At 66.8% G+C, this 14,696-nt stretch carries 15 protein-coding genes and 1 riboswitch; of the genes, 5 read left to right on the top strand and 10 right to left on the bottom strand.

From position 1 onward, the window contains the following. Genes ACX80V_RS12700 through ACX80V_RS12690 form a run of 3 tightly spaced genes read right to left on the bottom strand, consistent with a single transcriptional unit; the run spans position 1 to position 3,070 of the window. Positions 1-795: an energy-coupling factor transporter transmembrane component T family protein gene (locus ACX80V_RS12700; RefSeq protein ID WP_485843428.1), complete on the bottom strand. Its 795-nt coding sequence runs from the start codon at positions 793-795 to the stop codon at positions 1-3. Next, the gene (locus ACX80V_RS12695) at positions 792-2,420 is read right to left on the bottom strand and encodes an ABC transporter ATP-binding protein (protein WP_485843427.1); all 1,629 of its coding nucleotides are present in this window, start codon (positions 2,418-2,420) and stop codon (positions 792-794) included. Before ACX80V_RS12695 ends, ACX80V_RS12700 begins: the two co-directional genes overlap by 4 nt. After that, entirely contained in the window at positions 2,420-3,070 is a 651-nt protein-coding gene (locus tag ACX80V_RS12690) for an ECF transporter S component (protein WP_058930860.1), read from the bottom strand. Before ACX80V_RS12690 ends, ACX80V_RS12695 begins: the two co-directional genes overlap by 1 nt. 65 nt (positions 3,071-3,135) lie before the next feature. Then, a riboswitch (TPP riboswitch) is annotated at positions 3,136-3,277 on the bottom strand. A 56-nt stretch (positions 3,278-3,333) separates the two neighbouring features. Here ACX80V_RS12690 and ACX80V_RS12685 point away from each other — a divergent pair. Further along, positions 3,334-3,876, top strand: coding sequence for a heme-degrading domain-containing protein (locus ACX80V_RS12685; protein ID WP_058930859.1), 543 nt, complete (start codon positions 3,334-3,336; stop codon positions 3,874-3,876). 41 nt (positions 3,877-3,917) lie between these two features. Further along, on the top strand, positions 3,918-4,181 hold the full coding sequence (locus tag ACX80V_RS12680; RefSeq protein ID WP_058930858.1) for a DUF4235 domain-containing protein: 264 nt from the start codon (positions 3,918-3,920) through the stop codon (positions 4,179-4,181). Between the two features lie 46 nt (positions 4,182-4,227). Here ACX80V_RS12680 and mnhG read toward each other — a convergent pair whose 3' ends face one another. The 6 genes from mnhG to ACX80V_RS12650 are packed head-to-tail and all read right to left on the bottom strand — an operon-like array spanning position 4,228 to position 10,713. Continuing rightward, complete coding sequence (gene mnhG, locus ACX80V_RS12675; RefSeq protein WP_485843426.1) at positions 4,228-4,650, bottom strand: monovalent cation/H(+) antiporter subunit G; 423 nt, start codon at positions 4,648-4,650, stop codon at positions 4,228-4,230. Continuing rightward, complete coding sequence (locus ACX80V_RS12670; protein WP_058930856.1) at positions 4,640-4,918, bottom strand: MrpF/PhaF family protein; 279 nt, start codon at positions 4,916-4,918, stop codon at positions 4,640-4,642. The genes mnhG and ACX80V_RS12670 overlap by 11 nt, the downstream gene beginning before the upstream one ends. Continuing rightward, the gene (locus ACX80V_RS12665) at positions 4,915-5,460 is read right to left on the bottom strand and encodes a Na+/H+ antiporter subunit E (RefSeq protein WP_248763654.1); all 546 of its coding nucleotides are present in this window, start codon (positions 5,458-5,460) and stop codon (positions 4,915-4,917) included. The genes ACX80V_RS12670 and ACX80V_RS12665 overlap by 4 nt, the downstream gene beginning before the upstream one ends. Beyond that, entirely contained in the window at positions 5,457-7,064 is a 1,608-nt protein-coding gene (locus ACX80V_RS12660; protein ID WP_485843425.1) for a Na+/H+ antiporter subunit D, read from the bottom strand. The genes ACX80V_RS12665 and ACX80V_RS12660 overlap by 4 nt, the downstream gene beginning before the upstream one ends. Beyond that, the gene (locus ACX80V_RS12655) at positions 7,061-7,654 is read right to left on the bottom strand and encodes a Na(+)/H(+) antiporter subunit C (RefSeq protein WP_485843424.1); all 594 of its coding nucleotides are present in this window, start codon (positions 7,652-7,654) and stop codon (positions 7,061-7,063) included. Before ACX80V_RS12655 ends, ACX80V_RS12660 begins: the two co-directional genes overlap by 4 nt. Continuing rightward, on the bottom strand, positions 7,651-10,713 hold the full coding sequence (locus ACX80V_RS12650; protein ID WP_485843423.1) for a Na+/H+ antiporter subunit A: 3,063 nt from the start codon (positions 10,711-10,713) through the stop codon (positions 7,651-7,653). Before ACX80V_RS12650 ends, ACX80V_RS12655 begins: the two co-directional genes overlap by 4 nt. 193 nt (positions 10,714-10,906) lie before the next feature. Between ACX80V_RS12650 and ACX80V_RS12645 the strand changes: the two genes are divergently transcribed. The 3 genes from ACX80V_RS12645 to ACX80V_RS12635 all read left to right on the top strand — a co-directional run bounded on the left by ACX80V_RS12645 (position 10,907) and on the right by ACX80V_RS12635 (position 14,043). Continuing rightward, positions 10,907-12,310, top strand: coding sequence for an MFS transporter (locus ACX80V_RS12645; RefSeq protein WP_485843422.1), 1,404 nt, complete (start codon positions 10,907-10,909; stop codon positions 12,308-12,310). A gap of 63 nt (positions 12,311-12,373) precedes the next feature. Then, entirely contained in the window at positions 12,374-12,856 is a 483-nt protein-coding gene (locus ACX80V_RS12640) for a cation:proton antiporter regulatory subunit (RefSeq protein ID WP_056341364.1), read from the top strand. Between the two features lie 5 nt (positions 12,857-12,861). Further along, positions 12,862-14,043: a cation:proton antiporter gene (locus ACX80V_RS12635; RefSeq protein WP_485843421.1), complete on the top strand. Its 1,182-nt coding sequence runs from the start codon at positions 12,862-12,864 to the stop codon at positions 14,041-14,043. Positions 14,044-14,103: 60 nt separating this feature from the next. On the opposite strand, the gene dcd is transcribed toward ACX80V_RS12635, so the two are convergent. Next, the gene (gene dcd, locus ACX80V_RS12630; RefSeq protein WP_058930848.1) at positions 14,104-14,679 is read right to left on the bottom strand and encodes a dCTP deaminase; all 576 of its coding nucleotides are present in this window, start codon (positions 14,677-14,679) and stop codon (positions 14,104-14,106) included. Positions 14,680-14,696: the final 17 nt, after the last annotated feature.

Here is a 14,696-nt window from a genome sequence, read left to right as displayed (position 1 = left end):
CTAGCGCCAGACGAAGTTCCAGGTCCCCATTACAGCCGCGGAAACCACAGCAGCCGCCGCGATCAGCACGCCGCCCGCCAGGACCCAGGCGTCCAGCATTGAATACGTGGATTCCCGGGCCCACGTCCGCTGCCCGGTGCCAAAACCGCGCGCTTCCATGGTGATGGCCAGCCGGGACGCCCGGCGGATGGCCTGGACCAGGAGCCCGAAACTCTGCCCGAGGGTGGCCCGCAGCCGTTGCAGCGGGCTGCCCTGCGAGCCCACGCCGCGGGCCCGCCGCGCCATGCCGATGGTCTGCCATTCCTCGGCCATCAGTCCCACCAGCCGCATCGCGGCCAGCGTGCCAAGGACAAAACGGTGCGGCAGCCGGGCCTTCTGGGCCAGCGCATCGGCGAGGTCGGTCGGATCTGTGCAGGTCATAAGCAGGATCGCCGGCAGGGCTATCGCGAGGCCTCGCAGCATAAAACCGATTCCCAGCTGCAGGGAACCTTCGCTGATGGACCAGATCCCGACGTCGAGCAGTACAGCGCCGCTGTCCGCCGCGACGATCGCCGTGCTCCAGCCGCCCAGGGCTGCCGCGATGATGAGCGGCCAGCCCCGTTGCCACAGCAAGCGAAGGGTGAGGCCGGCCAGCGGAAAGAGTGCCAGTTCCGCCACGAGCGCGGTAGTGGCAGACACCCAGTCGATGGAGAGCGCCAGCACCAGGGTGATGAGGAAGACGACGGCGAACTTGGCCAGCGGGTTGGCCCGCGTCAGCAGCGCGTGGTTGCCACGGAGGGTCAGGGCATCCCTCATGCCGCACTTGCTTCCTGGCGGGCGCCGCCGCGCGAGGCCGGGCCAAGCCGCAGTTCGGCCCCGCCCAGAACGGCGCTGAATTCCTGGTCGTGGGTCACGGAAACCACGGAGGTCCCGGCGTCGAGCAGTTCTGAGAGGAACGATGCGAGCTCGGCCCAGGTGTTGGCATCCTGGCCGAAGGTCGGCTCGTCGAGGACCAGCACACGAGGGTGGGCCGCGAGGACAGTGGCCACCGAGAGACGCCGCTTTTCGCCTCCCGAGAGCGTGTACGGATTGGCGTCCACCAGGTGCGTCAGGCGCAGCCGTTCCAGCAGCTCATCAACCCGCTCCTCGCCATGCCCCAGGTGCCGCGGACCGAACATCAGTTCGTCCAGCACGCGGCCGGTCACGAACTGGTGCTCAGGCTCCTGGAAGACCGTTCCGATGCGGGAAATAAGCTGGTTGGCCTTCCATTTGAAGGGATCGATCCCGGCCCCCTCGGAAAGCTCGACCGCGGCGGACACCTTCCCCGCCACCGGCGCCAGAAGTCCGGCGAGCGTCAGCGCAAACGTTGACTTTCCGGCGCCGTTGGGCCCCGTGACGGTGAGTGCCTGGCCGGAACGGACCTGGGCCGTGATGCCCTGCTGCACCGGTACGGGCGGGATGGTCCGGAAGCCGCGGCGCCGCGGACGCTCGCGGGAGACGGCCAGTTCCCCGGCGGCCAGCAGCAGGTCACCGGAGCCTACGGACACGCGGCGGCGGGTTGCCGGAACATACCCCGGCACCCAGACGCCCGCGCCGATCAGCATGTCCCGTGCCTCCGCTAGCACCTGGTCCGGCGGCCCGTCCAGCAGGACTGCGGACGTGGCGGCGGAACTTCCAGCGGAGCCCGCAGCCGAGCCCGGCTGCAGCACCACAATCCGGTCCACCAGGTCCTTCCAGACGGACACACGGTGCTCCACCACAACGAGCGTGGCGCCGGTTTTGTCCAGGCAGCGGCCCACTGCGTCCCGGACTTCCAGCACACCGGCGGGATCCAGGTTCGCGGTGGGCTCATCCAGCAGGATCAGCCCGGGCCGCATCGCGAGGATCCCGGCCAGCGCCAGGCGCTGCTTCTGCCCGCCGGACAGGTCCGACGTCGGGTGGTCCAGCGGGAGCCCGGCGGCACCTGGCCCGCCGTCGGCGTCCAAACCATCGCCGCCGGGCCGGACGTCGGCACTTCGCAGCCCGACGTCGTCGAGCGCTTCATGGACGCGCCGCCAGATCTCGTCCCGCGGAACGGCGAGGTTCTCGGCGCCGAAGGCGACGTCGTCGCCCAGACGCGAAAGAACAACCTGCGTTTCCGGATCCTGCTGCATCAGGCCCGAGCGGCCGCGCTGCCCGCGGGGCACCACACCGTCGATCAGCAGCGAACCGGTTTCGTCGGCGTCGTCCCCTTCATCCCCCAGCACCCCTGCGAGCGCGTGCAGCAGCGTTGACTTGCCCGCGCCCGACGGTCCCAGCAGCAGCACCCGCTCGCCGGGCGCGATGTCGAGGTCGAGCCCGTGGACGGCGGGGGCGGATCGCCCGGCGTGCCGCCAGCCCCAGCCGCGGGCGGACACCGCGGCGGGGCGCACTCCGGAAGCACTGGCGTCGGAAGCGGTCATCAGTTGAAGACGGGCTCCGACGCTGCCTTCCGGGACGCGAACGAGCTCAGCACACCGGTCCTGGCCAGGCCGCGGGTGGCGATCCAGGACAAGGCACCTGCAATCACTGCGCCGGAGATGGTGCAGAACACGATGTACGCGAGCTTGTCGCCGGGCTCGTAGGCGATGTTCCAGCCCCACGGCAGGAACGAGTCATTGAGGCCGCAGAACAGGCCCGCCCCGGCACCGGCCAGCAGCGCGGCGATGAGGTTGTACTTCTGGTGCAGGAAGGACTTGAACCGGAAGTTGCCGTACACCAACAGGAAGAACACCAGCTCGGCGCCCAGGCCCTGCAGGAGGCCGGAGATCAGCACCGTGGCGCCGTACTGCGAGCCCATGATGAGCTCGCCGGTGGCGGCCACCGCTTCGCAGAAGAGCGCCGCGCCGGGTTTGCGGATGATGAGCATGCCCAGCACTGCCGGGATCATCCAGCCGCCGGCGATCAGGCCGGTCAGCGGGGGGTAAACGGCGTTCATGGGGGCGGAGACGATGCCGGCGCCCTGGGACCAGGCCCAGAAGATCACGCCGCCGGTGATGGCGATGAGTGCCGCCACTACGATGTCCACAACGCGCCAGGTATTGCCGGTCTTTTTGATTGCTGCAGTTGTCATTTTGGTCCTCCTGAGGAACAGGAGGGGAAAGTGCCCCGGCGTGCGGCGCTGCCGCCGTTTCCGGACACTTCGAGAACTCGACTCCCTTGCGCCGGTACTAACCGGATCAGGTTCGAGGGTCTGCGGCTGTCCGCACTCTCAGCGCCCACCTGCGGTTCCCTGGCAATGCCAGTGATGTCCGACGGCGGCGCTCCCCTGTCGTAATAAATCTGCCCTGATGGGCGTGCTCCAGTTTACACCGCGGGCGGGGTAGATTGTGGGCCATGACTGCCAACAACCCGACTGTGACTGCGTTCAATCCTGATTCGACGGTGCCCCAGCCGGCGGGGCTGCTGGAGGCCCTGATTGCCCGGGTCGAAGCCGAGATCAACGAGCTGCAGTTTCCGCATTTCAGCAAGGACGACTCCCTCAACCTCGGGCTGCTCCTGGTGGAGCTGGGCAAGAGCCGGAAGCTGCCCATCGCGATCGACATCACCAAGGGTGACCAGGTCCTGTTCCACGTGGCCCTGGACGGCGCCACCCCGGACAACGAGCACTGGGTCCGGGCCAAGCAGCGCACCGCCGCCAGGTATGAGATCCCGTCGTTGCTGGTGGGCCTCCGCGGCAGGCTGCACGGCGGCCGGATCGAGGACCACGGCTGGTTCGACGAGTCCACCTACGCCCCGCACGGCGGCTGCTTCCCGGTCTACGTCGCCGGTGTGGGTGCAGTGGCCACGGTGACGGTCTCGGGCCTGCCCCAGCAGCAGGACCACGATCTGGTGGTGGAAGCCCTGCGGGAGATTCTGGAGTCCATGCAGCCGGGTTAGGCTAAAGGAAGTCCCGGATCCGCTCACAAGGAGTTCAACGAATGAACCTGTTCATCAAGCTGCTCGGCACTGCAATCAGCCTCGGCGCCGGATTCGTCGGCACGAAGGTGGTCAATACCGTGTGGGAAAAGTCCACCGGCCGGAAGCCCCCCACCGGCAAGGACGAAGACACTCCCACCACCCTGCGCTCGGCCCTGACGTTCGCGCTCATTTCGGCCTCGGTCAGCACCATCATCCAGGTGCTCGCCAACCGCGGCACGCAACGGGCCATCACCCGTTTCGCCAAGTCCCAGGACATCGTCTAACCCTGGCAAGCAGTCCGGCGGTGATTGGGGCGGCGGTGGCTGACGCTCAGTCCCGCCGGCCGCCGTCGGACGCTTCATCCCTGGACGACTCATCTCTGGCCGATTGGGCCGCCTTCTGAACCACGGCTTCGAGTTCATCCGAGCTGAGCAGCTCACGGTGAAGGTGTTTGGTCCGGTAACCGGCGCGGCCCACCATGTGGGCGGAAACCGGCACCGTCAGCAGCTGGAAGATCCAGGCCACCAGCAGCACCGGCCACACCCACCAGGTGCGCAGCTGCAGGCCGATGGCCGCCAGGAGCAGGAACAGCCCCAGCACCTGGGGCTTGGTGGCAGCGTGCATGCGGCTCAGCAGGTCCGGGAAGCGGAGCAGGCCCACGGCGGCGGCGAGCGACATAAGGGCACCCACCACCAGGAACACCGCCGACACGGCATCGATGACGTTATCAACCACGCTGGCCTCAGGACTCATTGGCTTGCTCCCGCCGGTCGGCCACGTAGCGCGCCACGGTCACCGACCCGATGAAGCCGACCACGGACAGCGCCACCAGCAGCATCAGGTTGTTCAGGTGCCGGTTGACGGCCATGTCGATGCACAGGGCCGCACCGAGGATCGCGAGCAGGACGTCGGAGGCCAGCACCCTGTCCAGCAGCGACGGGCCGCGGGAGATCCTGATGATGGCTCCCGCCGCTGCCAGCGAGAGAATGACTGCGGTGACAGCCAGGACGGTCTGCATCATGCTGCGGCCTCCTGCCGGATTGCTTCGAGTTCTTCGCGGGTGCCCATGATCCTGATCAGGCCCGCTTCGATGGAGCGGACTTCCTTGCGCAGGCTTTCCACTTCTTCCGGGTTGCTGACATTGAGCGCGTGGAGGTACAGGGTGGACGTTGACCGGTCCACTTCCACCACCAGCGAGCCCGGGATCAGCGAAATCACGTGCCCGGTGGCGGTGACCATCAAGTCCTGGTGGCTCCGCAACGGCACCGCGACGACGGCGTTGATGACCCGCGGGCCGCGGACAGCCGCCAGATACATGACCTCGACGCTCGCTGCCGCCACCCTGCCCAGGAAACGCAGGGCAAATGGCACTGCATAAAGAATGTTGAACCGGCCGCTGAGTTCCACCGGCGGCAGGTAGAATATCCGGGCCACGAGCACAGCCAGCAACGCGCCGAAGAGCAGGTTGCCGGGGCTGAAGTCCTGCCACAGGGCGCCCCAGACAATCACCAGCCATACCAGCAGGGGCAGTTCCTGGCGGAGGGAAATCCGGCGGCGGCTCATTTGCCCCCACCGTCTTTCAGGGCCAGCGGGGGAACTTCCGTGTCCTCGCCCAGCACGGCCTGGATGTAGGCGGACCTGTCCAGCATTTCGTGGGCGGCCTGGTCCGAGACTGTGAACAGCGGGCCCGCGAAAACAGTGAGTGAGACGCCCAGGACCACCAGGCCCAGGGTTGAGCCCACCATGGTGCGGGGAAGCAGCGTGACGTTCTTGCGGCCGGCCCGGCTGCCGGTATCCGAATCCTCGGGCTCAGCCAGCAGGACGGGGTCCGGGTGCTCGGCGTCCGAGGGCTTGCGCCAGAACGCGCGGTTCCAGACCCGCGCGACGGCCAGCAAGGTCAGGAGGCTGGTGACCACACCGCCGATCACCAGGGCGTAGGCCAGGGGCGTGCCCAGTTCGATGCCGGCCTGGATGAGCCCCACTTTCCCCAGGAAACCGGAGAACGGCGGGATCCCGGCAAGGTTCATGGCGGGGATAAAGAAGAGCAGGGCCAGGATGGGTGACAGCTTGGCGAGGCCTGCCAGCCGGTCCACGGAGGAGCTGCCGCCGCGGCGCTCGATCAGGCCCGTAACCAGGAAGAGGCTGGTCTGGATGGTGATGTGGTGGGCCACGTAGAACACGGCGGCGCCCAGCCCGGCCACCGAGGACATCGCCAGGCCGAACACCATGTAGCCGATGTGGCTGACCAGGGTGAAGGACAACAGACGTTTGATGTCAGTCTGGGCCAAGGCGCCTAGGATCCCCACCACCATGGTCAGCAGCGCCGCCACCATCAGCGGAGTGTTCAGGCTGTCCCCGGGGAAGAGCAGGGTTTCCGTGCGCACCATCGCGTAGACACCGACTTTGGTCAGCAGGCCGGCGAACACGGCGGTGACCGGCGCCGGCGCCGTGGGGTAGGAGTCAGGCAGCCAGAACGACAGTGGGAACACGGCCGCCTTGATGCCGAATGCCACCAGCAGCATCACGTGCAGCAGGGTCCGGGTTCCCTCGTCCAGGTCCGCGAGCTTGATGGCGAGGTCGGCCATGTTCACGGTTCCGGTGGCGCCGTAGACCATCGCAATGGAGATCAGGAACAGCACGGAGGACACCACGGAGACCACCACATAGGTGACGCCGGCGCGGATGCGGGGGCCGGTTCCGCCCAGTGTCATCAGCACATAGCTTGCCGTCAGCAGGATCTCGAAGCCGACGTACAGGTTGAACAGGTCCCCGGACAGGAACGCGTTGGACACCCCGGCCACCAGGATCAGGTAGGTGGGGTGGAAGATCGACACCGGCGCGTCCTGGTCGCCGTCGGCCATGCCCTGCCCGGTGGCATAGACCAGCACAGCGAGGCTGATAGCCGACGACACCACGAGCATGAGGGACGAGAACTGGTCCACCACCATGGTGATGCCCCACGGCGGCAGCCAGCCGCCGATGGTCACGGCGGCCGTTCCGCCGTCCCACACGGAGGCCAGCAGCAGGCACTCCAGCAGAAGTGTCAGGGACAGCACGCCGATGCTCACCGCGCGCTGGGCGCGGGCGTGCCGGATCAGCAGGAAGGCCAGGGCGGCACCGAGGATGGGAAGTACGACGGCGAGCGGGGCAAAGCTTGCGATGTTCACTTCACACCTCCTTCGGGACCAGGGGTTACGTTCTGCGAGCCGGGTTGCTCTTCGGCGGCGGCGTCCCCGGCAGGAATCTCCTTAGCGCCGGCGGTGACGGAACCCCCGGCCTCATCCGGGCCGTCCGCAGCCGTGGGGTGGTCCGAGACGGCGCTCCCGTCACTGCCCAGCATGGTCAGGGGAAACTCCGAAGTTTCGGCCGGAATCGGGGCGTCATCCTCGGCGTCGAAGCGGGGCGTCTCGGCGACACGGAGGTCCTCGATGTCGTCCTGGATCTCATCCTGGCGGGCCAGGACCCACGTGCGGTAAATGATGCCGAGCATAAAGGCCGTCACCGCGAACGAGATCACGATCGACGTGAGGATCAGGGCCTGCGGAAGCGGGTCCGAGTACTCCTGGGCGCCGGTGTCCTTGTTGTACAGCGGCGCCAGGCCTGCGTAGCCACCGGTGGCCAGGATCAGCAGGTTGGTGGCATTGGCCAGCAGCATCAGCCCCAGCAGCACGCGGGTGAGGCTGCGTTCCAGGATCAGGTAGATGCCGCACGCATACAGGGCACCCATCACGGTCAGCAGGGTCAGGTTGACGCTCATCCTTGGCCCCTCGCGGTGGTTTCGGCGGGGACGCCCGCGGGCTCCTTGGCGTGCACATCCGCCTGCACCTCGGCAGCGGCAGGAGCGTCGTCGCTTGGCGCGTCCTCGGCGGGCGCAGTTCTCTGCTCTTCAAAGTGTTCGTCGATCTCGGAGCCCAGGCTGCGCAGCACGTCCAGCACCAGGCCGATCACCACAATGTAGACGCCGATGTCGAAGATGGTGGACGTAACGAACTTGATGTCCCCGAACACCGGAAGCCAGAGTTCGATGATGGCGGTCTGGAATACCTGGCCGCCCAGCAGCAGCGGCACCACACCGGACGCCGCCGCAGTGGCGAGCCCGATCCCCAGCAGCGTTCCGGCGCCGACGGGCGTGGCCTCACGCAGTTCGAACCGGCCGCCGGCCAGGTAGCGGATGGCCAGGGCAAGCCCGGCAGTCAGGCCGCCGGCGAAGCCGCCGCCGGGCAGGTTGTGGCCGGCCAGGAGGAGGTAAAGCGAGAAGATGATCAGGGAGTGGAAGATCAGCCGCGTGACCACTTCAAAGATGATGGAACGCCGTTCCGGTGCCAGCGTGCGCCCCGCCACGATCCAAGCATCCCGGGCGGAGGCGGCGAATTTGCGGCTGATCGCCAGGGCCGCGGCTTCCCGCGACCCGGGATCCACTGCGACCTGGCGGCCGACGCTGCCCTCGGCAATAGTTTCAGAGACCCTGGTCCGGTCGCCGCGGCCGCGGACGAAGATGAGGCTGGCAACACCTGTGGCGGCCAGGGCAAGGACGGATATTTCACCGAAAGTGTCCCAGGCGCGGATGTCCACCAGGGTCACGTTGACGATGTTCAGCCCGCCGCCGCCTTCATAGGCAAGGCGCGGGAATTCCAGGGACACGGGGACGGCCACCCGGGCGCCCATGGCGTGGATGGCGGCGAAGACCATGGTGACGCCGAACGCCGCCCCGATGATCACGCGGATCACCCGGTACTTGCCACCGGTGCGGTCACGGAGTTCCGCGGGCAGGCTGCGCATGGCCAGGACAAAGGCCACCAGGATGATGGTTTCCACAAGCATCTGCGTGAGGGCCAGGTCCGGCGCGCCCTGGAGCGCGAACATCAGGGCGATCCCGTATCCGGTGACGGACACCATCAGCACGGCGAGGAACCGTTTGTTGGCCTTGACCGCGGCCAGCGCGCCGATGACAATTCCTGCCCCGACCACGGGCTGCAGCGGCGAGTACGGATCGATGAAGTACAGGCTGTCCGGCAGCGGCTTGCCCGCCAGCACCATGGCAGTCAGCGGCAGCGCGAACGCCATCGTGAGGATCACGGCGAGGTAGAAGTACAGGGAACCACGCTGCGTGCGGCCGGTGATCCAGACCGCGGTGTCGTCCAGGGCGCCGATAGTGAGCTGGTATATGCGGTCGCCGTCGATCCAGCCCGGGACGCGGGACTGCGCACGGGCCACCAGGTTCCGTCCGAAGTACATCGCCAGGCCCAGTGCGAACGTGAGGGCGGTCAGTCCCAGGGCGGGGGTGAAACCGTGCCACAGCGCAAGGTGGCCGGCCTGCTCGGCCGGTGTGCCGGCGTCGGACGCGGTGAAGGCGAACAGCGCAGCGTAGGGCTGGACCCAGGCGTCCACCGGCGCCGGCCAAAGGCCGTAGACGATGCTGAGGACGCTGAGGACGGCCGGGGCCGCCAGGAAGGAAGGCTTGACCGCCTTGAACGTTGTCCGCTCAATCCCGGGCTTCACCGCGAACGCTCCCCACATAAAGCGTGCGCTGTAGGCGAACGTGAGAATGGACCCGAGGACGACGCCCACGAGCACCGCCATGCTCCAGGCCTCGCCGCCGGAAGCGTGGTGGACAAAGGCTTCCAGGACTGATTCCTTGGCCACAAATCCGGCGAGCAGCGGGACGCCGGCCATCGAGGCGGCACCGATGCCGGCCACAATTCCGAGCGCCCGGGACTGCCGGAACACGCCCGACAGCTGGCGCACATCGCGGGTCCCGGCCTGGTGGTCGATGATGCCCACCACCAGGAACAGGGTGGCCTTGAACAATCCGTGGGCGAGGAGCATCGCGAGGCCGGCGAGGGCCGCGTCCGGAGTGCCCAGCCCCACCACCATGGTCAGGAAACCCAGCTGGCTGACGGTGCCGTAGGCCAGGATGAGTTTGATGTCGGTCTGCCGGAGCGCCCGGTAGCCGCCAACCAGCATGGTGGCCAGGCCCAGGCCCAGCACAATGGACTGCCAGTAGGCGGTGTCGGAGAATCCCGGCGCAAGCCGCGCCACCAGGTAGATCCCGGCCTTCACCATAGCCGCGGCGTGGAGGTACGCGCTCACCGGCGTGGGGGCCGCCATGGCTCCCGGGAGCCAGAAGTGGAAGGGAACCAGCGCCGACTTGCTGATGGCGCCCGCCAGGATAAGTACGACGGCGGCGGCAACGATTGCGCCGGTCGGTCCGCTTATCAGGGTGGGAGCCTGCGCCAGGATCGCCGAAATCCGGTACGTGCCGGCGCTGTGGCCAAGCATGACCAGGCCCACCAGCATGGCCAGCCCGCCCGCGGTGGTGACCATCAGGGCCTGCAGCGCCGAACGCCGGGCCGCCAGCCTGGTGCGGGCGAAGCCGATCAGCAGGTAGGACAGGATGGTGGTGAGTTCCCAGAAGATGAACATCAGAAGAAGATCGTCAGCGATCACCAGGCCGAACATCACTCCCGCGAAGGCGAGGAACTGGGCGCCGAAGCCGCCGAGATCCTGGTCCTTGAGGCTGAAGTACCGGGCGCAATAGACGAGCACCAAGGCGCCGACGCCCAGGATAAGGAGCGACATCACCCAGGCAAGGGGATCGAGCCGGAAGGCGAATTCAAGATCCAGCCCGGGAATCCACGGGAAGACCTCCGAGACCGCGCCGGCGTCCGAGTACACGGCGCCGTGCTGGAACAACAGCCAGACAAAGGAAGCAGAGGGCACAGCCGCCAGCGCATAGAACGCGCTGCGACCCCACGCCCTGAAGAGAAACGGCGCCACGGCAGCAACCGCAAAATGCACGGCAAGGACTGTGATCACTGGTATCTCCGCAACGTCAGGGATTCGATTGTCAAAAAGTTAGGGCAGGCGGTCATTCGTCAGGTTCGGTGGCCAAAGTTTATCAAGGCACCACTGACACTTTTCCCGCCCCAGATCGCGGGTCCCTGGAATTTCCCGGGTGTCCGGCGTATCATCACCGCGATGTTCGCCAGGGGCGGATACGATTCAGCCTATGAACACCGCCAGCGCTCCTGAGGCCATGCAGCCGTCATCGGAACTCGCGTCCGGAACCCAGGCCGCCGGCAAGGGCCGGGTCCTCGCCTGGGCCGCCTGGGACTGGGGATCTGCGGCCTTCAACGCGGTAATGACCACCTTCGTGTTCACCGTCTACCTCACCTCCAATGCCTTCGGCGGCGAGGACCAGGCGTCGGCCGTTCTTGGCGGTGCACTGGCCATTGCGGGGATCGCCATCGCGCTACTCGCTCCGGTGACCGGGCAGCGCTCGGACAACGGCGGACGCCGCAAACTGTGGCTGGGGGTCAACACGGCCGCCGTCGCCGTCCTGACGGGCCTGTGCTTCTTTGTGTTCCCACGGCCGGAGTTCCTGCTCCTGGGCGTTTCCCTGATCGCGCTGGGGAACGTGTTCTTTGAGTTCGCCGGCGTCAACTACAACGCCATGCTGGCCCAGATCTCCACGCCGAAAAACATCGGCAAGGTCAGCGGGTTCGGCTGGGGCATGGGCTACCTGGGCGGCATTGTGGCCCTGCTGATTGTGCTGCAGCTGTTTGTGCAGCCGAGCTTCGACTGGTTCGGCGCCTCCACCGAGGACAGCCTGAACATCCGGCTCGTGGCTGTGTTCTCAGCCCTGTGGTTCTTCATCTTTGCCCTGCCCGTGCTGTTCGCTGTCCCGGAGCTGCCGCGGCCGGAGCGGGCCCAACCGCTGGGTTTCCTGGCCTCCTACCGCCTGCTGATCCGCCGGATCAAGGCCATCTACGCCACCAGCCCGCACACCATTTATTTCCTCCTGGCCAGCGCAGTGTTCCGGGACGGCCTCGCGGCCGTGTTCACCTTCGGCGGGATCATCGCGGCCGGCACGTTTGGCTTCGAATTGTCCGAGGTCATCTTCTTTGCCATCTTCGGCAATGTGGTGGCGGCCGTGGGCGCCATCATCGGCGGGTTCCTGGACGATCGTGTGGGGCCCAAGGCCGTGATCATGGGTTCCTTGGTGGGGCTGCTGGTCGCCGGGACCATGATCCTGGTCCTCGGCAACGAAAACTACATCTTCTTTGGCACGGCGTGGGCCGGCAGCACCACCTTCTGGGTCTTCGGGCTGTTCCTGTGCCTGTTTGTGGGGCCTGCCCAGTCCTCATCGCGGGCTTACCTGGCCCGGCTGGCACCCCACGGCGAGTCCGGCGAACTGTTTGGCCTCTACGCCACCACCGGCCGTGCCGTCAGTTTCCTGGCCCCGGCGCTGTTCACCCTGTGCATCACGCTGGCCACTCCCCTGGTTGCGCCCGGCGAGGCCCAGCGCTGGGGAATCCTGGGCATCATGGTGGTGCTGCTCGCCGGCCTGCTGGTCCTGCTCCCGGTGAAGTCGCCGGACAAGACCGCCATCGCCGTCGTTCCAGCCTCCTAGCGCGAACGGCCACTTAAGCCCCACCCCCGCCCGAAACCGGCCTGCAAAGACTAGGCTGGTGGTATGAACGTGGACGAGACTGACCTCCCCGGCCTGGGCCGGCGGAAGGACTTCATGACGACTTCCGGCCGCCGCATCGGCGTCGTGGAGCTGCGCGAGGGCACGATGGAACTCATCGTTTCCACTTGGGACGATCCCGACACCTGCCAGGCGTCGATTCCCCTGACCGGCGATGAGGCCGCCACCCTGGGTAACCTCCTGGGCGGGCAGCACCTTGCCATGAAGCTGACTGAAGAGCACCGGGAGATCCCGGGCATCGTGACCCGGCAGTTCTCCATCGCGCCGGAATCCCCGTTCCAGAACCAGCCCATGGGGAAGGCCTGTATCCGCACGCGCTGCGGAGTCTCGATCGTGGCGATCATGCGTGAAGGCGAAGTGCTCCCGTCGCCGGGACCCGACGTCGTACTTCACTCCGGTGACCTCCTCGTTGCAGTTGGAACGCAAGAAGGCCTCGATTCGGCGGCCGACATCCTGCGCAACGGCTGAGCGTTATGGACCCGTTGGCCCTGACCCTCATTGAACTGGGGGCCGTTGTGTTCTGCCTTGGCCTGCTGGCCAGGCTGGCCGGACGGATCGGAATGTCACCCATCCCGCTCTACCTCGTTGGCGGACTCGCCTTCGGCGCAGGCGGCGTGGTCAAGCTCGAAGGTATGCAGGAATTCGCACATCTCTCTGGCGAAATCGGCGTGATTCTGCTGCTGCTTATGCTCGGCTTGGAATATACGGCTGCCGAGCTTTTCACCGGTCTGCGCAGGTCCTGGCAGGCCGGTGTTCTTGACCTGGTGCTGAATTTCATCCCCGGCGCAGGACTGGCGCTGCTGCTTGGATGGGGCATGGTGGGCGCGATGGTCATGGGCGGTGTCACGTATATATCGTCGTCCGGGATCGCCGCCAAGGTCATCACGGACCTGGGCCGGATCGGTAACCGCGAGACCCCGGTGGTGCTGTCCATACTGGTCTTCGAGGACCTGGCCATGGCCGTATACCTGCCCATCCTTACCGCCACCCTTGCCGGCGTGAGCTTCCTGGGCGGGCTCACCACCGTGGCGATCTCCCTTGCGGTGGTCACCGTGGTGTTGATGGTGGCCCTGCGGCACGGACACCGCGTGTCGAAAGCGGTGCACAGCGAGAACTCCGAAGTCTTCCTGCTCAACCTGCTGGGCGCGGCCCTGCTGGTGGCGGGCGTGGCCTCGGCCATGCAGGTTTCGGCAGCCGTAGGGGCGTTCATGCTCGGCATCGCCATTTCGGGCGCCACGGCCCACAGCGCCACCCGGATCCTGGAGCCCCTGAGGGATCTGTTCGCGGCGCTTTTCTTTGTCGCCTTCGGCCTTAACACGGATCCTTCCTCGATCCCGCCGGTGCTCGGCTGGGCGCTGGTTCTGGCCGTTGTCACCGCCGCGACCAAAATGCTCACCGGCATCTGGGCCGCCAAGCGCGCCGGCATTGCCCGTCCCGGCCGCTTCCGTGCAGGTGCGGCACTGATTGCCCGCGGCGAGTTTTCCATCGTCATCGCCGGCCTGGCAGTGGCGTCCGGCGTGGTCCCGGACGAGCTCGCGGCCCTGGCCACGGCCTACGTGCTGATCATGGCCGTCCTCGGGCCGCTGGCCGCGCGCTATGTGGAACCAGTGCTCAAGGCGTTCGGCGGGCCTGTCCGGTTGGCCGCGAAGGCGTAGGCCACCCGCCTAACCTGCACGCAGACACGCGCCGAACCTGCACCCCTCGAAGGAAAAGGCTCAGACCTCGGTACGGTGAAAGTTCAGGTGGCTGCGGCTGGCTGTCGGCCCTCGCTGGCCCTGGTAGCGGTTGCCGTATTCGCCGGAACCGTACGGGAACTCAGCAGCAGAGGTCAGCCGGAAGAAGCACAGCTGGCCGATCTTCATGCCGGGCCAGAGCTTGATGGGCAGCGTGGCCATGTTGGACAGCTCCAGCGTGACGTGGCCGGAAAACCCCGGATCAATGAACCCGGCCGTGGAGTGCGTCAGCAGGCCCAGCCGGCCCAGGGACGACTTGCCTTCCAACCGCGCAGCAATGTCGTCCGGCAACGTGACGGCCTCGTAGGTGGAACCCAGGACAAACTCGCCGGGGTGCAGGATGAACGGCTCACCGCTCTCCACCTCCACAAGCCGCGTCAGCTCGGGCTGCTCTTCGGCGGGGTCGATGTGCGCGTACTTATGGTTGTCGAAAAGTCGGAAGAACCGGTCGATCCGCACGTCCACCGACGACGGCTGGACCATCACGGGATCGTAAGGTTCGAGGACAATCCGTTGGGAGTCTAGTTCGGCACGAATATCGCGGTCAGAGATCAGCACGCCTCCCAAAATACCGC

It is taken from the genome of Pseudarthrobacter arbutini, assembly GCF_054510915.1.
This window is presented reverse-complemented; position numbering and strand designations above follow the sequence as displayed.